General features: G+C 65.9%; 20 protein-coding genes and 1 pseudogene. 7 read left to right on the top strand and 14 right to left on the bottom strand.

What is annotated here, in order from left to right; translation table 11 throughout:
• Window positions 1-3 precede the first annotated feature (3 nt).
• The 3 genes from A0O31_RS02485 to uvrC all read right to left on the bottom strand — a co-directional run bounded on the left by A0O31_RS02485 (window position 4) and on the right by uvrC (window position 4,822).
• Window positions 4-1,782, bottom strand: coding sequence for an arginine--tRNA ligase (locus A0O31_RS02485; RefSeq protein WP_071676538.1), 1,779 nt, complete (start codon window positions 1,780-1,782; stop codon window positions 4-6).
• 117 nt (window positions 1,783-1,899) lie between these two features.
• Window positions 1,900-2,835, bottom strand: coding sequence for a hypothetical protein (locus tag A0O31_RS02480; protein ID WP_071676537.1), 936 nt, complete (start codon window positions 2,833-2,835; stop codon window positions 1,900-1,902).
• 178 nt (window positions 2,836-3,013) lie between these two features.
• The gene (uvrC, locus tag A0O31_RS02475) at window positions 3,014-4,822 is read right to left on the bottom strand and encodes an excinuclease ABC subunit UvrC (RefSeq protein WP_071676536.1); all 1,809 of its coding nucleotides are present in this window, start codon (window positions 4,820-4,822) and stop codon (window positions 3,014-3,016) included.
• A gap of 14 nt (window positions 4,823-4,836) precedes the next feature.
• Here uvrC and A0O31_RS02470 point away from each other — a divergent pair, with 14 nt between their 5' ends.
• On the top strand, window positions 4,837-5,799 hold the full coding sequence (locus tag A0O31_RS02470) for a dipeptidase (protein WP_071676535.1): 963 nt from the start codon (window positions 4,837-4,839) through the stop codon (window positions 5,797-5,799).
• Here A0O31_RS02470 and A0O31_RS02465 read toward each other — a convergent pair.
• Window positions 5,782-6,186, bottom strand: coding sequence for a PaaI family thioesterase (locus A0O31_RS02465; RefSeq protein ID WP_071676534.1), 405 nt, complete (start codon window positions 6,184-6,186; stop codon window positions 5,782-5,784). The two genes, A0O31_RS02470 and A0O31_RS02465, sit on opposite strands and share 18 nt — an antisense overlap.
• A gap of 21 nt (window positions 6,187-6,207) precedes the next feature.
• Here A0O31_RS02465 and A0O31_RS02460 point away from each other — a divergent pair, with 21 nt between their 5' ends.
• The 3 genes from A0O31_RS02460 to A0O31_RS02450 are packed head-to-tail and all read left to right on the top strand — an operon-like array spanning window position 6,208 to window position 7,620.
• Window positions 6,208-6,834, top strand: coding sequence for an alpha/beta hydrolase (locus A0O31_RS02460; RefSeq protein WP_071676533.1), 627 nt, complete (start codon window positions 6,208-6,210; stop codon window positions 6,832-6,834).
• Complete coding sequence (locus A0O31_RS02455) at window positions 6,831-7,193, top strand: alpha/beta fold hydrolase (protein WP_071676532.1); 363 nt, start codon at window positions 6,831-6,833, stop codon at window positions 7,191-7,193. The genes A0O31_RS02460 and A0O31_RS02455 overlap by 4 nt, the downstream gene beginning before the upstream one ends.
• Window positions 7,194-7,212: 19 nt before the next feature.
• Window positions 7,213-7,620, top strand: coding sequence for a hypothetical protein (locus A0O31_RS02450; protein ID WP_420833566.1), 408 nt, complete (start codon window positions 7,213-7,215; stop codon window positions 7,618-7,620).
• On the opposite strand, the pseudogene truD reads toward A0O31_RS02450, so the two are convergent.
• Both truD and A0O31_RS02440 read right to left on the bottom strand, forming a co-directional pair.
• Window positions 7,617-8,695: pseudogene (truD, locus tag A0O31_RS02445) on the bottom strand (tRNA pseudouridine(13) synthase TruD). The gene A0O31_RS02450 and the pseudogene truD sit on opposite strands and share 4 nt — an antisense overlap.
• 14 nt (window positions 8,696-8,709) lie before the next feature.
• Window positions 8,710-10,422 carry a M3 family oligoendopeptidase gene (locus A0O31_RS02440; protein ID WP_071676530.1) on the bottom strand — a complete coding sequence of 571 codons (1,713 nt, stop codon included), beginning with the start codon at window positions 10,420-10,422 and terminating at the stop codon, window positions 8,710-8,712.
• Window positions 10,423-10,467: 45 nt separating this feature from the next.
• Here A0O31_RS02440 and A0O31_RS02435 point away from each other — a divergent pair, with 45 nt between their 5' ends.
• Window positions 10,468-12,255, top strand: a complete 1,788-nt coding sequence (locus A0O31_RS02435) for an RNB domain-containing ribonuclease (protein ID WP_071676529.1) — start codon at window positions 10,468-10,470, stop codon at window positions 12,253-12,255.
• Here the strand turns inward: A0O31_RS02435 and icd are convergent, their stop codons facing one another.
• Window positions 12,256-13,533 carry an NADP-dependent isocitrate dehydrogenase gene (icd, locus tag A0O31_RS02430; RefSeq protein ID WP_071676528.1) on the bottom strand — a complete coding sequence of 426 codons (1,278 nt, stop codon included), beginning with the start codon at window positions 13,531-13,533 and terminating at the stop codon, window positions 12,256-12,258.
• 60 nt (window positions 13,534-13,593) lie between these two features.
• On the opposite strand from icd, the gene A0O31_RS02425 reads away from it, so the two are divergent.
• Both A0O31_RS02425 and A0O31_RS02420 read left to right on the top strand, forming a co-directional pair.
• Window positions 13,594-14,706 (top strand): NAD(P)/FAD-dependent oxidoreductase, encoded by a 1,113-nt coding sequence (locus A0O31_RS02425; RefSeq protein ID WP_071676527.1) that lies wholly within the window; start codon window positions 13,594-13,596, stop codon window positions 14,704-14,706.
• A gap of 43 nt (window positions 14,707-14,749) precedes the next feature.
• Window positions 14,750-15,190, top strand: a complete 441-nt coding sequence (locus A0O31_RS02420) for a YbjN domain-containing protein (RefSeq protein ID WP_203226808.1) — start codon at window positions 14,750-14,752, stop codon at window positions 15,188-15,190.
• 165 nt (window positions 15,191-15,355) lie between these two features.
• Here the strand turns inward: A0O31_RS02420 and A0O31_RS02415 are convergent, their stop codons facing one another.
• The 7 genes from A0O31_RS02415 to A0O31_RS12995 all read right to left on the bottom strand — a co-directional run bounded on the left by A0O31_RS02415 (window position 15,356) and on the right by A0O31_RS12995 (window position 20,393).
• Window positions 15,356-16,741, bottom strand: coding sequence for a hypothetical protein (locus A0O31_RS02415; RefSeq protein ID WP_071676525.1), 1,386 nt, complete (start codon window positions 16,739-16,741; stop codon window positions 15,356-15,358).
• Window positions 16,742-16,805: 64 nt separating this feature from the next.
• A complete protein-coding gene (locus A0O31_RS02410; protein WP_071676524.1) occupies window positions 16,806-17,153 on the bottom strand; it encodes a prepilin-type N-terminal cleavage/methylation domain-containing protein in 348 nt (115 codons plus the stop codon).
• Between the two features lie 233 nt (window positions 17,154-17,386).
• Window positions 17,387-18,001 (bottom strand): type II secretion system protein, encoded by a 615-nt coding sequence (locus A0O31_RS02405; protein WP_071676523.1) that lies wholly within the window; start codon window positions 17,999-18,001, stop codon window positions 17,387-17,389.
• The gene (locus tag A0O31_RS02400) at window positions 17,998-18,420 is read right to left on the bottom strand and encodes a type IV pilus modification PilV family protein (protein WP_039456069.1); all 423 of its coding nucleotides are present in this window, start codon (window positions 18,418-18,420) and stop codon (window positions 17,998-18,000) included. Before A0O31_RS02400 ends, A0O31_RS02405 begins: the two co-directional genes overlap by 4 nt.
• Window positions 18,417-18,836 (bottom strand): pilus assembly FimT family protein, encoded by a 420-nt coding sequence (locus tag A0O31_RS02395; protein ID WP_039456072.1) that lies wholly within the window; start codon window positions 18,834-18,836, stop codon window positions 18,417-18,419. The genes A0O31_RS02400 and A0O31_RS02395 overlap by 4 nt, the downstream gene beginning before the upstream one ends.
• A complete protein-coding gene (locus A0O31_RS13000; protein WP_237259019.1) occupies window positions 18,833-19,735 on the bottom strand; it encodes a hypothetical protein in 903 nt (300 codons plus the stop codon). Before A0O31_RS13000 ends, A0O31_RS02395 begins: the two co-directional genes overlap by 4 nt.
• Window positions 19,683-20,393 carry a hypothetical protein gene (locus tag A0O31_RS12995; RefSeq protein ID WP_237259018.1) on the bottom strand — a complete coding sequence of 237 codons (711 nt, stop codon included), beginning with the start codon at window positions 20,391-20,393 and terminating at the stop codon, window positions 19,683-19,685. Before A0O31_RS12995 ends, A0O31_RS13000 begins: the two co-directional genes overlap by 53 nt.
• Window positions 20,394-20,456 lie beyond the last annotated feature (63 nt).

Raw genomic sequence — 20,456 nt, 5'->3', positions numbered from 1 at the left:
GCCTTACATTACCTCGGGGGCGGGGATGCCGAGGAGGCCGAGGCCCGCCTCAAGGGTTTCCTGAAGGCGCTGCACCAGGCCAAGCCGTAGCTCCCGCAGGCCCTCGGGGGCGGTGAGGACGGGGGTGGCGGGCTGGCCCCCTTCCTTGGCGTTGTAGTAGGCGTTCCAGGCCGCCGAGAGGTCCAGGAGGTACTGGGCGAGGACGTGGGGGGTCTTTTCCTCCGCCGCCTCCAAGACCGCCTCCTCAAAGTCCAAAAGGCTTAGGGCCAGGGCCCTTTCGTAGGGGGTGGCTTGGGTGAGGTCCGGCTCGCCCCACATCCCGGCCTTGCGCAGGATGCTGTGGGCCCGGGCGTGGGCGTACTGGATGTAAGGCCCCGTGTCCCCGTCAAAGGAGAGGGCTTCGCTGTAGCGGAAGTCAATCTGCTTTTTGGGCTCCGTCTTCACCATGGCGAAGCGGATGGCCCCGAGGGCCACCATCGCTGCCGCCTCCTCCTTGGCGGGGTGCTCGGGGTTCTTCTCCTCCACGATGGCCAAGGCCCTGCGCTTCGCCTCCTCCAGCACCTCGTCCACGCTCACCGCCACGCCCTTCCTTCCCGACATCTGCTTGCCCTCGAGGAGCACCGTCTCGTAGGCCAGGTGGAAGGCCCCTTGGGCGAGCTCGGGGTGGCCCACCAGGGCCAAGGCGGCCCGTACCAGGGCCTGGGGGTGGCTTTGGCGCACGTCTATGACGTTGATGGTTTCCCGGGCCCTGGGGGTGTAGGCCTCCCCCTCGGGGGCGCTCGTCCTTAGGCCGGGGTAGAAGGGGTTCTCGTAGGGGCGGAAGCGGAGGCCCTCCAAAAGCCCCATCTTCCAGAACTGGAAGGCGATGTCCTTGGCGTAGTAGGTGGCGGCGCCCCCGGAGCGCACCAGGACGAAGTGGGGGTCCTCCAGCCCCGGGATGAAGGGGCTAGCGTCCATGACCAGGGCCCCGGCGTACTTGCCCTCCTGCGGGCGGAAGACGTAAGGGCTTTGCTGCAAAAGGGCCAAAGCCTTCCCCAAAAGCCCCGCCCGCACGATGTCCGACTCCCAGACCAAAAGGTCATAGTGGGCGTTCAGGGCGTGCATGGTGGCGAGCTGGGCCAAAAGGATGCGGTTCACCTCCTCCCTGAGCTCCCCCCGTTCCAGGGCGTGGAGGACCTCCTCAATCCCCAGCTGGAGCCTTTCGTAATCCGGGTCCTGGTGGAGGCGCACGTAGGCCCTGCCAGCGAAGTGATCGTACTTCTCCTTCCCATCCCAGGTGAGGCCGTAGTGCCTCAGGGCGAAGAGGGTTTCCGCCGCCTGGCGGCCGGTGTCGTCAATGTAGTTGAGGACCAGGACCTCCCGCCCGGCGTAGGCCAGGATGCGGGCCAGGGCGTCCCCCAGGGCGATGTTCCGCAGGTGGCCCACGTGGAGCTCCTTGTTGGGGTTCACCGAGGTGTGCTCAATGAGCACCAGGCCTTCCCGCTTGGGGAAGGGCTTCTTCTCCTTTAGGGCCTCGAGGAGGAGGGCTTCCGTGCGCAGGCGGAAGTTCAGGTACCCCCCCACGGGGACGGCCTCCTCCACAAAGGGGGGAAGCTTTAGGCGTTCCTTTAGCTCCTGGGCGATGGCCTGGGGGGGTTTCTTGAGCTCCTTGGCCAGGGCGAAGAGGGGAACCCCGTAGTCCCCGGGTTTGTCCTTGGGGGCCCGGGCCACCTTGGGCTTTAGCTCCAGGCCCATCTCCTTCAGGGCTTCGTGTATGGCCTCTTCCAGGGCGCGGCGCACCATCAGGGCCTCATCATAAGGGCTTCATGCCGTTTCGGGGGGAATATGCCCCGGAAGGGTAGTTCGAGGCTAAAGCAAAGAAAGGAGGGGGTCACCCTCCCTCCTATGCGGTTGCGGACGCTATTGGGCCTCTATGAGGATGTTGTCCACGATCCAGAACCAGTCATAGTTGGCATCGTAGTAGCGGAAGCGAATGATGACGTTGGGCTGCCCCGCGGCGATGTTGGAAATGTCTACCGTGTGCGTTTCCGGACCCACATCTTCTCCTTGAAAGCGGGCCACGTTTATCCAGGTATTGCCCCCATCGGTGCTGACATCCACGTCGCCAATTTCGTTTTCGTTGAAGTAGAAGTAGTGGTCAAACTTGAGCCTCACGGTGGCGTAGCCGGAGAGGTTCAAGGGTGGCGTGCGGAGTTCGGTGTCCACATCTACCTCACCGAGGCAGTCTGAGTCAATAATGGCGAAAGGCGGCACAATCGGGTCCAGGGGACCATAATCGCTATTTCGGTTGCACTCGTCTACCGTGGTCCAACCGCCATTGCCGGTGTGGTCCAGGACTGTCCAGTCGCTGGGAATGCCCTGGGAGAAGTCGTAGACGCGGTTCGGCACCAGGGAGGAGGGGATGCTTAGGTGCAGGGTGGCTTCCCGGCGCAGGGCACCGCTTACTCCAACCACCTTGACGGTATATTCCCCTGACGGAGCAGAGCCCCTTCCCAGTACCAAGGTGGTGGCTCCTATGCCGGTTACCACCTGGGTTGACTGGGGAGTGACGCTATTAGCATTAAAAGCTACCTCTAGGCCTTGAGGCACTCCCTCCAAGCTCAAAGAAACGGCTCCGTTAAACCCATTCTTGGCCACCACCTGGACCAACACTTCTTCCTGCCCTGTGCCAAACGGCAACTCCACCCGAGCTTTGCTGAGGACCAGGCTAAAGTCCGGATCACCCAAGGCCGCACCGTTGCCGCCTCCCGCACCTTGCTGGCATGCTGCGAGCATGGTCAGCAACCCAACCAGCAGCAGGCTCCAAAGCCACTTCAGCCAGAATTTCCTTTGCATACCCTGTCACCTCCGCTGAGCCCGAAGGCTCACCCTTACCAGTAGCACCCGCCCCCTTACAAATTCCTTAAACGCCTCTCCGGATTGGGCCTCTGTGGCGTTGAGGGGCCCAAGAATAGGAGGGGTGCCCCTGTTATAGGGGTCGGGGGCCAAAGGATATAGGGCGGAATGCCCGCTCTCACGCGGAGGTGGTTTGTTTTTGCTCCACGTCCGCCTGCAACTCCCCTAAGGCGGCCTTGAGGGCCTCCGCCGCCTTGCGGTTCATCCCCGGCAGGCGGGCGAGCTCCTCCAGGGGGGCTTCCTTGAGGGCCTTGAGGCCCCCGTAGCGCTCCAAAAGGAGGCGCCGCCGGGCCTCCCCGATCCCGGGGATTCCCTCCAGCACCCGGAAAAGCTCCCGGCTTCGGTCCTTTTGGTGCTGCTTGAGGCCGTTTTGGTGCGCCTCGTCCCGCAGGTGGATGAGGAGCCTTAGGGCGGGGTGGGTGAGGGGAAGGCGGATCTCCCGCCCTTCCGGGGTGACGAGGACCTCTTCCTTCTTGGCCAGGCCCACCAGGGGGATCCTAAGCCCGGCCCGCTCCAGCCCCCGTTGCGCCGCCCGCACCTGGCCCAAGCCCCCGTCAATGAGGAGGAGGTCGGGAAGGGGCATCTCCTTGAGGCTTCCCGTGTAGCGGCGGTAGACGCCTTCCTCCATGGCCTGGTAGTCGTCGTTCCCCGCCCTTAGGCGCATGCGGCGGTACTCCTGGCGCTTGGGCCTTCCCCCCTCAAAGACCGCCAGGGAGAAGACCCGGGCCTGGCCCTGGAGGTGGCTTATGTCGTAGGCCTCCATGCGGAAGGGGCGGGTGGAAAGGGCGAGGAGGTCCTGGAGGGCCTTGAGGGCGGGGTGGTCCCCCCGGCGCTCCCGGGCCTTGAGCTCGGTTTCCAGGGTGAGGCGGGCATTCTTCTCGGCGAACTCCAGTAGCCTCGCCTTTTCTCCCCGTTGGGGCACCCGGACCTCCACCCTTCGCCCCGCGCGGCGGCGGAGGAGGGCCTCCAGCCCAGAGAGGTCCTCCAGGGGAAAGGGGAGGAGGACCAGGGGAGGGAGGGGGGAGGCCTCGAGGTAGTGGTCCCGGAGGAAGGCCCAAAGGATCTCCTCGTCCGTGGCCTCCTCCTTCTCCACCACCCGGCTGATGCGGCCCAGGATCCGCCCGCTTCGCACCTGGAAAAGCTGCACCACCGCCAAGGCCCCGGCCCGGGCCAGGCCCAGGAAGTCCAAGTCCCCAAGCTCCGGGTCAAAGGCCTGCTGGCTCGTGGCGAAGAAGGCCTTTAGGGCCTCCATCTGGTCCCGGATCTCCGCCGCCCGCTCAAACTCCAGCCTTCGGGCGGCCTCCCGCATCTGGGCCTCGAGGCGGGCCAAAAGCCAGTCCACCTTCCCCTCCAAAACCGCCTCCACCTGGCGCACCACCTCCCGGTAGGCCTCGGGGTCCGCCTTGCCCACGCAAGGGGCGAGGCAGCGGCCCATGCTGTGGTTCAGGCAGGGGTAGCGCCTCCGGCGCATGGGGTAGCCCGAGTTCTTGCGCAAGGGGAAGAGGCGGTCAATGAGGGTCTTGATGCGCCTTAGGGCGCCGGCCTCGGGGAAGGGGCCATAGTACTTGGCCCCGTCCTCCTCCACCCGCCGCACCACCAGCAGGGTGGGGAAGGGCTCGCGGGTGAGCTTGAGGAAGGGGTAGTGTTTGTCGTCCTTGAGGAGGACGTTGTAGGGGGGGCGGTGGGCCTTGATGAGGTTGGCCTCGAGGAGAAGGGCCTCCACCTCGTCCCGGGTGGCGATGAAATCTAGCCCCGTGGCCTCCTGGGCGATGCGCCGGGCCTTGCCCTCGGCGTGGAAGTAGCTCCTGACCCGGGCCCTTAAGCTCTTGGCCTTGCCCACATAGAGCACCTCCTCCCCCCGCTTCCAGAGGTAGACCCCGGGGGCTTCGGGAAGGGGGGGAAGGTCCTCAAGCCGCACAAGCCCCATTGTAGAGTGCCCTTATGGTGCCCGTCATGGTGGACGCCCACCTGGACCTGGCCTATAACGCCTGCGCCCTAGGCCGGGACCTCACCCTGCCCCTGGAGGCCCTTCGGGCGGTGGACCCCCACCCCGACACCCCCTTGGTGACCCTGCCGAGCCTGAAGGAGGCGGGGGTGGCGGTGGCCTTCGCCACCCTCTTCGCCGACCCCCGGGAAGGGGGAAGGGAGGACTGGCTGGAGGAGGTCTACGCCCAGCTCGCCCTCTACGAGGCCTGGGAGGCAAGGGGCCTGGTGCGCCTCCTACGGGAGGGGAAGGATCTCGCCCTTCACCTTGCCCGCTACCCGGAAGACGGCGTCCTGGGGCTTATCCTCCTCCTGGAGGGCGCCCACGCCCTGGAATCCCCGGAGGACCTCCTTTCCCTTCGGGAGCGGGGCTTGAGGCTCCTTTCCCTCACCTGGGCCACGGGAAACCCCTACGCCGGGGGGAACGCCGAGGAGGGGCCCCTCACGGAAAAGGGGAAGGCCCTCCTCAGGGAGATGGAGCGGCTTGGGGTGGCCCTAGACCTCTCCCACCTGGCGGAGGAGGCGGCCTGGGAGGCCCTTGGGGCCTATGGGGGGCCGGTCTGCGCCACCCACGCCAACTGCCGCGCCCTCTCCCCAAGCCCCCGGCACCTCTCCGACGCCCTCCTTAGGGCCTTGGGGGAGCGGGGCGGGGTCTTGGGCCTCGTGCCCTACAACGCCTTCCTGGACCCCGGCTGGCGGCGGGGGATGGCGAGGCTTCCCTTGGAAGCCTTCCTCCGCCACAAGGCCCATGCGGAAAGCCTCCTCGGGCCCAAGGGCGTGGGCCTCGGCACGGACTGGGACGGGGGGTTTGGCCTCGAGGCCACCCCCCTCGGCCTGGAGCGCCACCGGGACCTCCGGGCCCTAGGGGATGCGGGCTTTTTGGGCGGGAACTGGCTTTCCTGGCTAACTTCCTGGCTTTAGGGGCACCACCGCCAGGGTGCAACGGCTTGCGGCGATGAGGCGTTCCGCCTCATCGTAGACCTTCACCTCCCAGACCTGGGTGGTGCGGCCCACGTGCAGGGGCCGGCCCACGGCCCGGATGACCCCCCCTTGCTTCTTGCGGATGTGGTTGCAGTTGATCTCCAGGCCGAAGGCGGCGTGCCCCGGGGGGCAGTGGAGGAACCCCCCCACGCTGGCCACGCTTTCCGCCAGGGCCACCGTGGCCCCGCCGTGGAGGAAGCCGAAGGGCTGGTGGACCCTGGGGGATACCTCCAGCTCCGCCACCACCTCCTCGGGGGTGAGCTTCAGGTAGCGCACCCCGAGGGTCTGGTCCAGGGTTTCCCTTTGCAGGAAGGCGGGAAGCTCCATGGCCTGGAGTATAAAGGGGGCGTGGGCGAGGTGCGGCTCTTTCCCGGCCTCCTTTCCCCCCCGGCGGGGCTGGACTTCCTGAGGCTTCCGGCGGAGGAGGGGCTCCACCTGGTGGCCTTCGGGGAGGGGGCCCTCGAGGCCTTGCGGGCGGCTTTCCGGGAGGAGGCGAAAAGCCTGGTCCTCCTTTCCCCCATCCTCCGGCGGGACGCCCTCCTCACCGCCAAGCTAAGGGCCCTCCGCTTCGGCTTGGAAAGGGGTGGGGTGGAGGGGTTTGCCACCATCGGGCGGGCCCTCTTCTTTGGCCCCCTGGCGGCGGAAAGCGAGGAGGTCTTCCAGGCCTGGCGGGAGGGGCTTGACGAGGAGAAGGTGCGGCTCTGGCTGGAGCAGGTAGAGGGCCTTGGGGACGAGCGGCGCTGGCTTAGGGGCACAAAGGCCCGGGTCCTGGTGGTCCAAGGCGCCCTGGACGCCTTCACCCCGCCCCACCATGGCCAAGAGGCGGCGGACTTCGCCAAGGGGGAGGCCTTGCGCTTCACCCTAGAGGGGGCGGGCCACTTCGTCCCCTGGGAGGCTTGGGAGGAGGTGCGCTCCTTGGTGGCGGACTTCCTCCTGGGGGAAAGCTTCCGGCTTCCCGGGGGGCTTGCCCTATGAGGCGGAGGGGCTACCTCCACCTCTACGGGCTCCACCTGGTCTTTGAGCGGGTGGGGCAGGGCCCGCCCGTCCTCCTCCTCGCCGAGGAGGCTTCCCGCTGGCCCGAGGACCTCCCCGAGGGGTATACCTTCTACCTCCTGGACCTCCCGGGCCACGGGCGCACGGGGGGCCCTCCCATGGCCCCGGAGGAGCTCGCCGAGTACGTGGTGGGCTTCCTGGTCATGCTCAACCTGGGCTCGCCCCCCATTCTCACCCGGGGCCTGGGGGAGGCGGTGGGAAGGGTGCTGCGGGAGCGGGGCTACCGGGTGCTCCCTGGGGGTAACCTGCCAGCAGCCTTGGCAAAGGCCTTTGAGGTTTGATGGGCTTGACTGTTTGATAGTGGCCTTGGGGCTGGCCTCGGCCCAGTTCTCCGTGGAGAACCTGAAGCCCTCCCTGGCCGTGTTGGGCGGCACCCAGGGCTTTGGGGCGGAGCTTTCCTGGCACTGCCTCCTCTTCCAGCCCCCGGTGGGGGAGGTCCGGCCCGCTTTGGACGTGGCGTATACGGTGAGCGGCGCCTGGAACGGGGCCTTCCTCTTCCGCTACCTCTACCCCGTGGCGGAGGGGCTTAGGGCCGGCGTGGGCCTGGGGGTGGTCGTCCCTGGGTTTAGCGATGCCAAGTTCTACTTCCGCGCCCACGCCGAGTACGACCTGAAGGCGGCCCTGGGGGCTCCCCTCTTCCTGGGCGGGGATGTGGGGCTTGCCGGCGGGGTTTTAGCCGCCCAGATGAAGCTCGGCTACCGCTTCTAGGCGGAAAGGTCCCGAGGGGGAGGGGTTTCTTCCTCCCCCTCGTTCTCTTCGGGGGCGTCCACCTCCACCTTCATCACCTCCCGGAGGAGGCTCGTGGCGTAGCTCCCCTTGGGGAGGAAGAAGGCGAGCCAAAGGCCCTCTGGGCTTTCCTCGAGGTGCCACTCCGTGAGGGGTACCCGGATGGGCCGCCGGGCCCCCCGGCGGGCCCGGAAGTCTTCCCGCCTTAGGTCAAAGCGGGCTAGGATCTCGTCCTCCAGGGCCCGCGCCGCCCCTTGGGCCTCCGGGTACTTTTTGCCGAAAAGGGGCCCCGTGGCGCTGATTTCCAACCTCAGGGCCCTTTCCGCCTCCTCCGGCCTTTCCACCAAGAACTCCCCCCCGTGGCGTGCTTCTTGGCCCAGTCCCCGGGGACGACCCGGTCGTAAAGCCCCCGCTCCATCCTGAGGGCCACCCACTCGTTGAAGAGGAGGCTTTGCAGGCTGCCGATGAGGAAGCGCTTGAGCCAGGGGCTTCCCCGCCCCTTGCCCTTCTTCACTAGCTCGTACCCCCTCACCGGGTTGAGCCCGCCAAGGCCGAAGCGCTGGGGCCCGTAGTAGTTGGGGACCCCCTTTTCCTCCAGGCGGCGCAGGATGGCCTCGGCCCTTTCCCGGTCCCGCGCCCCCCGGATGAGGATCCGGAAGCGGTTTCCCTTGAGGTGGCCCGTGCGGAGCTTGTTGGTGTGGAGGTCGGCGGCGAGGAGCCTTACCCCCTGGAGGTTTTCCAGGAGGCACAGGGCGTCCTCGTACTTGCGGGGAATGGAAAACCACTGCCGGGTGCGGGCGTGCTTGTCTTTAAGCCCCGCCACCCCGATCTCCTTCTCCGGCACCCCCACCGCGTCCCGCAGGAACTCCAGGACCTCCCGGGTGGTGCGGCCTTCCTTTTCCAAGAGGAGGTAGAGGTGCTCCCCTTCCCCTTGGGGCAGGTAGGCGGGCACCTCCTCCACCTGGAAGTCCTTCGGCTCCACCCGGATGACCCCACCCACCCCGGGGAGGTCCCGGGTGAGAAAGGGGTAGCGCTCGGGCCGGTAGACGAGGTCCATCCCCTTATTCTCGCCTAAGAAAGGGCCTTTAGCCAAGCCTCCAGGACCCCGAAGCCGTAGCGGAAGAAGTCCTCCGAGGCGAGCTCCACCCCGGCTTGCCTGAGGATTTCCTTAGGGCCTTGGCTTTCCCCGGCGCTGAGGACCTCCAGGTACTTGGGCACGAAGGCCTTCCCCTCCTCCAGGTAGCGGCCGTAAAGGGCGAGGACCACCAGGTACCCGAGGGCGTAGCTGTAGGTGTAGAACCGGTAGTGGACGAAGTGGGGGATGCCCGCCCAGGCCGCTTGGTCCAGCTCCGTCCAGGCCACGGCGTCGCCGTAAAGCCTCTCCTGCTCCCGCTGCCAAAGCTCGTGGAAGGCCTCGGGGGAGAGGGCGCCCTCCTTCCTGGCCTCCAGGCTTTTCCGTTCAAAGAAGGTGTACATCACCTGGCGGAAGAGGGTGTTGATGGCGTCCTCCACCCGCTCGGCCAGGAGGAGGGTCCTTTCCTCCCCGGAGAGCCTTTCCATGAGGAGGTCGTCCAGGAGGATTTCGGCGAACACGCTGGCCGTTTCCGCCAGAGGGGTGGAGGCCCCGAAGTTGAGGAGGCGTTGCCGGCGCGCCAGGTAGAAGTGCACCCCGTGCCCGAGCTCGTGGGCCAGGGTGTGGGCGCTGTCCAGGTCGTCCGTGTGGTTGAGGAGGACGTAGGGGTGGGTGGAGGGGAGCCCCCCGGAGCAGAAGGCCCCGCCCCGCTTGCCGGGCCTGGGGTAGACATCTATCCAGCGCCTGTCAAAGAACTCCCGGGCGATGGCCTCCATCTCGGGGGAGAAGCGGCGGAAGGCCTCGAGGACCAAGGCCTTCGCCTCCTCAAAGGGCACCTTGGGCTTCTCCCCTAGGGGGGCGAGGAGGTCTGGGCTTGGCGTCTTCTCCTGGCCGAGCCGCTTGGCCTTGAAGCGGTAGTAGGCCTCCACCAGGGGGTAGTGGGCCTCGGTGGCGGCGAGGAGGGCCTCTATGTCCCTTACCTCCACCTCGTCCCTTAGGGCCACGGGCTCCAGGGGGTGGCGGTAGCCCCTGAGCCTTAGCTCCTGGAGGTAGTCCAGATAGACCGCGTTGAAGACGGCGCTCAGGGTGGGGGCTTCGGCGAGAAGTTTCCCGTAAAGCGCCCCGTGGGCCTCCCGCCGCACCCCGGGGTCGGGGTCGCGGCGGAGGGCGCGCACCTCCATCTCCGTGAGCTCCTTCCCCCCCACCTGGAAGCGGAAGCGGCCCGTGTACTCCGTGTAGAACTGGCTCCAGGCGCTCCTGCCCACCAGGGCCTTCAGGTTCAAAAGCTCCTCCTCCCTTTCCGAAAGGGTAAAGGGGGCGTAGGCCCGCTGCCTCAGGAGGAAGTGGCGGAGATCGGCCAGGCCTGGGTGGTCCAGGAGGGCCTTAAAGGCCTCCTCCGGAAGCCGCCTCAAGGCCACCTCCAGGGGCACGAGGCGGTTGCGCACCTCGGTGAAGCGGTTCCGCACCCGGTCCAAAAGGGCCTTGGCCGTGGGGTCCTGGGTGCGGGTGGCAAAGTAGAGGCTGGCGAAGTTGAGGGGCTTGTAGGCCTTCTCCAGGGCCTCCTCGTACCGGCGGAAAAGGTCTAGGGCTTTTTCCGGGGAAAAGAGGTCCTCGGGGTCTAGCCCTTCTGCCAGGGCGAGGGCGGCCTCGAGGTCCTTCGGGATCCCCGGGTCCTCGGGGCCGCTATAGAGGTCGGAAAGGTCCCATTCCACGGGGCCTACTATACCCTAGAGGGACCGCTCGGTATCCTGGGGAGCGTGGCGGCCCTCGTCATCTACAAAGGCAAGCCCGCCTTGGCCGAGGAAAAGGGCGACCGGCTGGAGCTCACCCTGGCCACGGGGGAGAGGCTTAGGGTGCGCCACAAGGACGTCCTCCTCCTCCACCCGGGCCCGGCGAGCCTGGCGCTACGGGTGCCGGAAGGGGAGGAGGAGGCGGCCTGGGAGCTCCTCCAGGGGGAGGTGGTGAGCCTGAAGGAGCTCGCCGAGCTCGTCTACGGGGCCTACACCCCGGAGGCGGCCTACGGGGCCTACCTCCTGGCGCAGCGGGGAGAGCGCTTCGTCCTGGAAGGGGAAAGGGTGAGGGCCCGCACGGCGGAGGAGCTCGCCGCTTGGCTCCGGGCCCAGCGGGAGAAGGAGGCGCGGGGAAGGGCCTTCCAGGAGGGTGTGGCGAGGATCAGGGCGGGAAGCCCCGCCCCGGAGGACCGCCCCCTCCTCGCCGAGGTGGAGGCGGTGGCCTGGGGGGAGCGGCGGGAAAGCCCGGTGCTTAAGGCCCTTGGCCTTCCCGAAACCCCCGAGGCCGCCCACGGCCTCCTCCTGCGGCTTGGCCTTTGGCGGCGGGAAAACCCCCACCCGAGGCGCCTTGGCCTTCCCCTGGAGGCCCCCCGCCTTTCCCTTCCGCCTTTGCCGGAGGAGGCGCGGGAGGACCTCACCCACCTCCCCGCCTACGCCATAGACGACGAGGGGAGCCAGGACCCCGACGACGCCCTTTACGCCGAGCGGGTGGAAGGGGGCTTCCACCTTTTGGTCCACGTGGCGGACGTGGCCGCCCTGGTGGCCCCGGGAAGCCCCTTGGACCAGGAGGCCCTGCGCCGGGGGGCGAACCTTTACCTCCCCGAGGGCACCGTGCCCATGCTTCCCCCGGAGGCCACGGCCCTTTTGGGGCTTGGGCTAAAGCCCCTTTCCCCGGCCCTCACCTTTGAGCTTTGGGTTTCCGAGGAAGGAGAGCTCCTGGAGGAGCGGATTTTCCCGAGCTGGGTGCGGGTGGAACGGCTCACCTACGCCGAAGCCGTGGGCCGGCCCGAGCTTGCCCCTTTGCGGGAGGTGGCGGAGGCCTTCCGCAGGCGGCGCCTCGCCCAAGGGGCCTTGGAGATCTCCCTCCCCGAGGTGAAGGTCCGGGTGGAGGGGGAGAGGGTGCGCATCACCCCCCTCCTCCCCCACGAGAGCCGCATCTGGGTTCGGGAGGCCATGCTCCTCGCCGGCTACGCCGCCGCCCACCTGGCCTTCAGGGAAGGGCTTTCCTTCCCCTACGCCACCCAGGAGGCCCCAAGCCGCAGGGTGGAAGGGGAGGGCCTCGCCGCCATGTGGGAGCAGCGGAAGGCCCTGAAGCGGGCCCAGCTCAAGGCCACCCCCGCCCCCCACAAGGGCCTGGGCCTTCCCCTCTACGCCCAGGTGACGAGCCCCTTGAGGCGCTACCTGGACCTGGTGGCCCACCAGCAGCTCAGGGCCTGGCTCAAGGGGGAGAGGCCCCTTTCCCAAGCGGAACTCCTGGAGCGGGTGGGGGCGGCGGAGGCGGTGGCCGACCTGGTGCGGGAGGCGGAGCGCAAGAGCAAGCTCCACTGGACCCTCCTGTACCTCAAGGAGAAAGGGTACGAAGGGGTGGGGGTTTTGGTGGAAAGGCGGGGCGGGCAGGGGGTTTTTCTCCTCCCCGAGCTCGGCCTTTCCGCCCAGGTGGCCTTGCCCAAGCCCCTTCCCCCAAACGCCGAGGCCCGCCTCCGCTTCCTGGAGGCGGACCTGGCGGGCCTGGAGGCCCGGTTTGCCCTGGTCTAGCTACATGTGCTCAATGAGGGCCCGCCCGAACTCGCTCGTCTTGAGCAAGGTGGCGGGCTTGCCCTCCGCCACCAGGAGGCGGTGGAAGTCGTAGGTCACGAGCCCCTTGGCGATGGTGCGCTCCATGGCGGCGAGGATCAGGTCCGCCGCCTCGTTCCAGCCCAGGTAGCGGAGCATCATCTCCCCCGAGAGGATGACGCTACTGGGGTTCACCTTGTCCTGATTGGCGTACTTGGGGGCGGTGCCGTGGGTGGCCTCAAACACGGCGTGTCCCGTCTGGTAGTTGATGTTGGCCCCAGGGGCGATGCCGATCCCGCCCACTTGGGCCGCCAGGGCGTCGGAGATGTAGTCCCCGTTGAGGTTGAGCGTGGCGATTACCGAGTACTCATCCGGCCTCAGGAGGATCTGCTGCAGGAAGTTGTCGGCGATCATGTCCTTGATGACGATCTCCCGGCCCGTCCTGGGGTTTTTGAGCACGTGCCACGGGCCGCCCTCCAGGGGCACCGCCCCGTACCGCTCCCGGGCCAGGGCGTAGCCCCACTCCCGGAAGGCCCCTTCCGTGTACTTCATGATGTTGCCCTTGTGCACCAGGGTGACGCTGGGCAGGTCCTCCTTGATGGCGTAGTCAATGGCCGCCGCCACCAGGCGTTCCGTCCCCTCCTTGGACACGGGCTTGAGGCCGATGCCCGAGGTGTCCGGGAAGCGGATCTTGGCGTAGGCCTTGGGGAACTCCCGCTTTAGGAAGTCCAGGACCTTCTTCACCTCCTCGCTCCCCGCCGGCCACTCAATCCCAGCGTAGATGTCCTCGGTGTTCTCCCGGAAGATGACCATGTTCACGAGCTCCGGGTGCTTCACCGGGCTCGGCACCCCTTGGAACCAGCGCACGGGGCGCACGCAGGCGTAGAGGTCCAGCTCCTGCCTTAAGGCCACGTTGATGGAGCGGATCCCGCCCCCCACCGGGGTGGTCAGGGGCCCCTTGATGGCCACCAGGTACTCCCGGATGAACTCCAGGGTTTCCTCGGGAAGCCAGATGGGTTCCCCGTAGACCTGGTTGGCCTTCTCCCCGGCGTAGATTTCGGCCCAGGCGATCTGGCGCCTGCCCCCGTAGGCCTTGGCCACAGCGGCGTCCAGGACGGGCTTGGCCGCTCTCCAGATGTCGGGTCCGGTGCCGTCCCCTTCAATAAAGCCGATGATGGGCCGGTCCGGCACCTGGAGCGTGCCGTTTTGGATGGTGATCCGCTCGCCGTCTTCCGGGATCCGAATGTGCTTGTAGCCCATGGCTACCTCCGGGCCCTAGCATACCGCTAGCCCAGGGGAAAAGTGTCCTAGACTCTTCCTATGCCCGAGGCCATCGTGGTGGGGGCGGGGATCGTGGGGGCGGCCTGCGCCTACAGGCTGGCCGAGGCGGGGCTAAGGGTCTTGGTCCTGGAGAAGGAGGCCACCTTCGCCCAGGGGTCCACGGGGAAGAGCGCGGGCGGGGTTAGGGTGCAGTTCTCCGAGCCCTTGAACGTCCTCCTCTCCTACCACTCCATCCTGGAGTACCGGGAAATGGCGGAGGCCCGCTACCGCCCCATCGGCTACCTCTTCCTGGTACCGGAGGCCCTGAAGGAAGCCCAGGAAGGGGCCTTAAAGACGCAGCAGGCCCTTGGGGTGCCCGTGCGGCGGCTGAGCCTGGCGGAGGCGAGGGGCTTCGTGCCCTTCCGGGAGGAGGGCCTGGCCTTCGCCACCTTCGGGCCCATGGACGGGGTCATTGACCCCCACGGGGCCACGGGCTTTTTCCTGCGGGAGGCCCGGCGGCTTGGGGCGGAGGTGCGCTTCGGGGAGGCGTTCCTTTCCGCCAGACGGGAAGGGGGGGTGTGGCGGGTGGAGACCCCCTTGGGGCGGTACGAGGCCCCCTACCTGCTCCTCTGCACCGGGGCTTGGACGGGGGAGGTGGGGAGGCGGCTCGGGGTGGACCTTCCCGTCCACCCCGCGCGGCGGATGGTCTACGCCACCGCGCCCTTAGGGCACGCCCCCACCTACCCCCTCACGGTGGACCTGGCCACGGGCTTTTACTTCCGGCCGGAAGGGGAAAGGCTTCTCCTAGGCCGCTCCAACCCGGACGAGCCCCCGGGCTTCCGGGAGGGGGTAGACTGGGCCTGGCTTGGACCAACCTTGGAGGCGGGCCTTTTCCGCTTCCCCTTCCTGGAGGGCCTGGCGTTGGACCGGAAGGCCAGCTGGTTCGGCTACTACGAGATGACCCCGGACGCCAACCCCATCCTGGGCCCCCTGGAGGAGGGGCTTCTGGTGGCGGCGGGGTTTTCCGGCCACGGGGTGCAGCAGGCGGCCATGGTGGGCCGGCTCATGGCGGAGGAGGTGGTCTATGGAAAGGCGAAGAGCTTGGACCTAAGCCCCTTCCGCCCTCAGCGCTTCCGGGAAGGCCGCTTTTTGCGGGAGCGGGGCATCGTGTAGTATGGAGGGGCCTTAAGGCGGAAAGGGGTTTGCCGTGCGCAGAATGGCTTGGGTGTTATTGGGGTTGGGCCTGGCCTTGGGCCAGGGGGTGGTGAAGGGCCTCACGGAAAAGGAGCTGGAAACGGTGCTGAAGGGGGCGGAAATCCCTCACGAGCGCCAAAGCCCAGGGGAGTACCGCCTGGAGATGGCGGGGCTTAAGAAGGTCTGGCTCTACCTGGACTTTTGCCAAGAGGAGCGGTGCGGGGTCCTGAGCCTAAGCGCTGGGTTTTCCTTAGAGGAGACCCCTTCCCTTGACCTCGTGAACGCTTGGAACCGGGAGCACCGCTTTAGCCGCGCCTACGTGGACGAAGAGGGGGACCTTTGGGTGGAGTCGGACCTGGACCTCACGGGCGGGGTGAGCCTGGGGGCGGTTACGGCCTTTTTGCGCCTCTTCGCCGAGGAGATCCTTCCTGACTTCATGGACTATATCGGCTTTAGCCCCTAAGGCCTAGCGGGCGAAGAGGGTGGGGAGTGCCAAAGCGGCGGCCAAGGTGGTGAAGTAGAGCATCAGGCGATGGAGGGCGGTGTTGATTTTGGTCTTCATCTCCTGCCGCAGGCAGGCGATCTCCTGCCATAGGTTGGTGTTTTCCCTGAACTCGTTTGCAAGACCCTATTTTTCGGCTATCTTCCATGCAAGGACGGCCAAAGTATAGTGCCAGGGCTCTGTTTGCGGGACTGCGAACCACGTCAGGTAATAGACAAAGAGAGTTGCGAGGCTTACGGCCAGTCCCATCTTTAGGGGGTCAGGGGCACCTAGTAGCAGCTTGGGTATAGGGGTAAGAAAAAAAAGCAGCCACACCATAGCTAAAGGCACGCCAAAAGCCAGTGCTTTGTCTAACCATGCATTGTGGGCTCGGTCCACATTCGCAAGCTTCTGGAGTGCAACGAGGGTTTCGCCGTATTTTTTCTCGTACGCGGGCAGGCCGCGGGTGTCGTACTCCAGGAGGTATGTCCTGGACGTCACGGGATCTGCCGGTGCCCAAAGCGGCTTCGCAGTTTTGAGCCTATCTTGCGGTGGCCATCCGTACTCCAAGTGGAAAAGGGTAAGCTGTTTGCTAAGGGGTATAAGCTCAGTAGCGGTCGCTTGTTGCAAACCACGGGGTCCTAAACCGAAAACGAATGTTTTAGGGTCTTTGAACAGGACCGAAAGGCCTAAGTTCCACAACTGAATGCGGGTGGCTAGGGTATTGGTGTTTGTAAGATCCTTCGCTGGGGCTGCTATGCGGGGCCAGTAGGCATGGCTGGCAAAGCTCGTTGCGAGAAGCGTCGCCGATATGAGGGTTAGGCGTCTATCCTTTGCTATTAGGACCAGGAACCCTAACCCCACGGCGAGTGCCAGGAGGCTACTCCTATTTGAAAGGGAGCCTAAGCCCAGGGCTAGGATAAAGGCGGCGGCAAGCCAGGAGTGACGCTTGTCCTTCATCCAGAGCACCAGGGCCAAGGGTATGAGCGGCAGGGCCAAGCCAGCGGCCATACCCGGGTTTCCTATGGTTCCTGGGGGACCCTCCATAGCGTAGGGAATGATTGAGTTTATCGGATCAAGGCCGCTCCTTTGCCAGAGCCATAAGATGGCTTGGTAGGTTCCGGACAGGATAAGGAGGGGAAGGAGTATGTTTTGAAGTAGGTGAGTTTCCAACCGGAATAGGGCAAGGGCAAGGAGTAGTACGCTTACCTGGTATATGAGCCCGTCCGTGCGGTTCTCGGGGCCTAGCCAGATGTCTGTGGCTTCGTCGTAGTGGGGGAGGGCAAGAAGGCATGCGGCCAGGATCCAAATAATTTGGAATAAAACCAGTGTTTTTGGGATCTTGTGGGAAGACAGGCTTAACCAAAGGGGAGTCGTAAGGGATACCAAGCCGATTAAAAGAAGGAGCTTGGGTGTTATCCATAAACCTTCCTTTCCGGGCAACCCTGCTTGTGGGGGCAGAATGACCCAGGGGTACAGGGCAATGAGCCAGAAAAAGAACCAAAGGAGTGTTTGCTGACCTCTTCGTTCCATCTTGCTCCTGATTAAAGAAAAGGGGTCCGTGCAGGCCCGGACCCCCTAACTGCTAGAGGTCTAGTTAATAAACTGCGGTGAAGGTCTTGTTCGTGACGGTGGTGACCGTGACCGTGTAGCGGCCGTTGGAGTAGTTGATTTCGCAGCTCTGCACCCCGTTCGGCAAGGAGGCGGGTGCGCCTTCGTTCTGCAAATTCTGGTCAGTGCAGCTGGTTAGGCCGGACAGGTTGGCACCAGCCGTGTCCGCAGCGGCAATCCAGGTGGCCACGGAGCGGGCGTAAGCCTGCGCGGAGGTTTCAATAGCCCGCCTACGAGCGTTCAGGACGTTGGGGATCAGCACCGCAGCCAGGATGGCGATGATGGCGATGACGATCAGGAGCTCAATCAGGGTGAAACCTTTCGCGTTCCGCATGCTTCTTCCTCCTTCAGGGTTTCCGCGCCTTCATGTATCGCGCGGCCATGAGTGCCTGTTGCCGAAAAGCCCTTTCAACCCATGTACCCTTCTAACCTTTTTTCCTTCCTCTTAACCCTTGTCTCACCCCCTTTCAGGCCCTATTCTTGGCGGGGCCCTTTCGCCTTGTCAACCCCCCCCTTTTGGGGGGACACCCTTAAGATGACCCAAGGGTGTGAAAGCGGTGTGAAAACCTAGGGGGCGTTCCGGGGGTAGACCCGGAGGGTGTAGGTCTGGGTGGAGGAGGGGACGTAGATGACGCGGCTTCCGTCCTTGGCCTTCAGGCGGATATTCAGGGTGACGGAGAGGGGGCTTGGAGAAAGCTGGAAGAAGGGGAGGGTGGGGTCGTTGTCCACCAGGTCCAGGACCACGTAGGGCTGGGCGTTGCTGTAGGCGGTGGCGGCGCAGGAGAGCCCGCTTAGGCGGTACTCCCGGAGCATCCGGGTGTTGGCGTCGGCCCAGGGGTCTTTGGCTTTGTAGTCGTCGGGGATGGCGCTTCGGGCCTCCAGCTTGTAGGCGCGGAGGGCGCAACTTCCCCCAGAGGCCTCGGGCACCAGGGCCGCCAGGCAACCGGGCGGGGCGCAGGTATTGCCGTTTAGGGTGGCGGAAGCTAGGAGGGTTTGGGCCCCTTGGAGGTTATCCGCCACGTACCCGGCGGCGTCTTTTAGCTCCTCCAGAAGCTGGGCCTGGAGGCGGGCGGTGCGGTTGCTGGCAAGGGTGCCTTGGGTGAAGGCGAGAAGAAGGGCGGTGAAGATCCCCAAAACGGCCAAGGCCACCAGGATTTCCAAGAGGGTGAAACCCTTTCTCATGGCGCCCACTCCCGGTAGAAAACGTAGCTTTTGCCCCCCGCCGTTAGGGTAAGCCGCACGGCCACCAGCGCGCAGGCGCTTCCCGAGCAGGAAACGTTACAGGTGTAGGCGCTGGTGGTGGCGGCGCAGGTTTGGAAGGAGAGGCTTTGGTTAACGTTTGGCCTTCCCGCCGCCGCCACCTGCCAGGTGAAGCCGCCCGTTTGGCTCGGTTTGGGCAGGGTCAAGGTGTTGTTGGCGTAGGTGCCCTCCTTCACGGCCCGCTCCAGGAAGTCCTTGGCCACCACCACCGCCCGGGCCTCGAGGTTGCCGCTCCGGTTGATGCGGAATAGCCCGAGCAGGGAGGAAAGCACCAGGCCGCTTAGGAGGCCGAAGATGGCCAGGGCCACCAGGATTTCCAGAAGGGAGAAGCCTTTTTTCATCGCACGATCACCTTTCCGATGACGCCCACCACGTGAACGGAGCGCTGTAGGTCGCTAAAGCGCTGGTGGGTGAGGGTGAGCTTCTTCAAGGGCGCGTCCGTGGTGCCGTAGGGGGGATTGAAGGTGACGCTAAGCGGGGGAAAGCCCGTGTAGTTGGAGCTGATCTGGATGTTCTGCAAGGTAACGGTGCTTCCCCTGTACGTCCAGCCGTTGGCGGTGATGCTCACCGTTTGGGCGGTGTTGGTGCGCTTGGCCTCGGCCCGGGCTTGCTGCAGGGTCCAGGCCAGGGAGCGGGCTGCTTCCTCCACCTGGGCTTGGGCCCGCCAGCGCAGGTAACTGGGCGGGACCAGGGCCAAGAGGACCCCCAGGATGGCGATGACCACCAGGAGTTCCAGCAGGCTAAACCCACGCCTCACAGGCGCCTCCAGCTTCCCGCAAGTGCCCGGATGACCACCGCTCCCTGCGTGGCCATGCGGAGCCTCTGCATGACCAGGGGATCGTAGGTGATTTTCCCGCCGTCTTGCCCGCTGCCTTTCCCGCTGCCTTTCCCGTTGCCTTGGTCGGTGCCAGCGATCTGGGTCCAGCACTCGTTACCGTTGCAGGCCTGAAGGTTCGCCACGCCCTCCACCACCACGCTTCCGGTGAGGACGGCGTTGCCTTGCTGGTCGTAGTCGCCGGCCACGTAGATGAGCCCTTGGAAGCCGCTATCGCAGGAGCCGTTTACCGTGAGGTTGCCGATGACCACCAGGATCCCTTGGCCGCAGAGCCGGGAGCTGCCCGTGAGGTTCAGGGGCCCCTGGACCACCTTGAGTTCCCAGTTGCTGAGGGTGCCGCTAAAGTTGCTGGCGCTCGTGGGGGGGTAGAGGCTTAAAAAATCCGCCTTCGTCATGCCGAAGACGCGCAGAAAGAGCTCGTTGGGATCGCTGGGAACCAGAGGGCTATTGGGCAAGGAACCATACAGTACTTGTCCTTGACCGCTGGTATCAATGCTAAGGTTGCTGGCCGCGCCCACCACTTGGGCCACCAGGGGGGTGCCCTCAGGGATGCTGGTGGGGGGTGTGCCGGACCAGTCCTTCACGGTGACCTGCCCGGTGGCCGGGTCCACGCTGGTGACCGTAGCTTGGGCACTCCCTACCCGAACCGCCTGACCCACCACAAGTCCCCGGGCGTCGGCGAGGTAGAGCGTGTTGGGGCTTGTGTAGGACTTTACCCCGTACTGCACGAGCTGGACTGGGGCGGATGCGGGGATAACATCGGTCAGGCTAGGGGTGAAGAGGGGCTTTAGGGTGAGGGTGTTCCCGCTCTTGCCTTCCACGCGGTAGGTCTTGGGGGGTGCCGCCCGTGCTGATCTGCACGTAGCCCCCCACGGGGATGAGGCTTGCGTCCTGCACCGGAAGGGTGAAGGTGCCCTGCTGGGTCAACACGCTTTGCAGGACAAGGGAGGTGGTGCCCGTGAGGCTCACCTCGAGGAGGCCGGTGGCGTTCGTGAAGTCCTGGCCGATGACCTGGGCATTGCCACTAACTTCCACCCTGGGCCTCGAGGTCAAGGCCGCGGGCACGGCCCCGGCGATGCCGCACCCCACCTGGAAGCGCTTGGCCACCCGGGCCTTGGCCCCGCCCCACTCCGCCACCGCCTGGACCTCGAGGGTCCCCCCCGAGGCGGGAAGCCTCTTCTGGCCGTTTACCTCCGTGACGCCGCTGGTGTAGACGTAGGTGGCGCTGGCGGCGCTTCCCCCGGTGGGGAGGCTGTACGAGGCGGGGGCGGCGCCGCCGCACCCGGCGGACTTGGCCAGGAGGGGAAAGGCGTCCAGGGCGCTTTCCGCCACCAGGAAGGCCTGGTATGCCCCGCGCTCCGTGGCGCTTCCCTTGAGGGCGCCCAAGGCCATGTAGCTCGTGGCCGCCAGGAGGCTCACGAACACCACCATGAGCACCACCAGGGTAACGGGTGTGGCGATGCCTCTAACCCTCATCATGCCTTTTAGGGTGGGGCTTGGGGTGGGGTTTTCGCATCCCCCAAAGGGGGGAGGTATGATGGG

The organism is Thermus brockianus (genome assembly GCF_001880325.1).
Taxonomy (GTDB): Bacteria; Deinococcota; Deinococci; order Deinococcales; family Thermaceae; genus Thermus; species Thermus brockianus.
The sequence above is the reverse complement of the archived record's forward strand: the minus strand, read 5'-3'. Positions and strand labels throughout refer to the sequence as shown.

Bases quoted from the DNA above. Each gene is read 5' to 3' on its own strand.
- A0O31_RS02485 (WP_071676538.1), bottom strand. From the start codon at position 1,782: ATGGTGCGCCGCGCCCTGGAAGAGGCCATACACGAAGCCCTGAAGGAG.
- A0O31_RS02480 (WP_071676537.1), bottom strand. From the start codon at position 2,835: ATGCAAAGGAAATTCTGGCTGAAGTGGCTTTGGAGCCTGCTGCTGGTT.
- uvrC (WP_071676536.1), bottom strand. From the start codon at position 4,822: ATGGGGCTTGTGCGGCTTGAGGACCTTCCCCCCCTTCCCGAAGCCCCC.
- A0O31_RS02470 (WP_071676535.1), top strand. From the start codon at position 4,837: ATGGTGCCCGTCATGGTGGACGCCCACCTGGACCTGGCCTATAACGCC.
- A0O31_RS02465 (WP_071676534.1), bottom strand. From the start codon at position 6,186: ATGGAGCTTCCCGCCTTCCTGCAAAGGGAAACCCTGGACCAGACCCTC.
- A0O31_RS02455 (WP_071676532.1), top strand. From the start codon at position 6,831: ATGAGGCGGAGGGGCTACCTCCACCTCTACGGGCTCCACCTGGTCTTT.
- icd (WP_071676528.1), bottom strand. From the start codon at position 13,533: ATGGGCTACAAGCACATTCGGATCCCGGAAGACGGCGAGCGGATCACC.
- A0O31_RS02425 (WP_071676527.1), top strand. From the start codon at position 13,594: ATGCCCGAGGCCATCGTGGTGGGGGCGGGGATCGTGGGGGCGGCCTGC.
- A0O31_RS02420 (WP_203226808.1), top strand. From the start codon at position 14,750: ATGGCTTGGGTGTTATTGGGGTTGGGCCTGGCCTTGGGCCAGGGGGTG.
- A0O31_RS02415 (WP_071676525.1), bottom strand. From the start codon at position 16,741: ATGGAACGAAGAGGTCAGCAAACACTCCTTTGGTTCTTTTTCTGGCTC.
- A0O31_RS02410 (WP_071676524.1), bottom strand. From the start codon at position 17,153: ATGCGGAACGCGAAAGGTTTCACCCTGATTGAGCTCCTGATCGTCATC.
- A0O31_RS02405 (WP_071676523.1), bottom strand. From the start codon at position 18,001: ATGAGAAAGGGTTTCACCCTCTTGGAAATCCTGGTGGCCTTGGCCGTT.
- A0O31_RS02400 (WP_039456069.1), bottom strand. From the start codon at position 18,420: ATGAAAAAAGGCTTCTCCCTTCTGGAAATCCTGGTGGCCCTGGCCATC.
- A0O31_RS12995 (WP_237259018.1), bottom strand. From the start codon at position 20,393: ATGATGAGGGTTAGAGGCATCGCCACACCCGTTACCCTGGTGGTGCTC.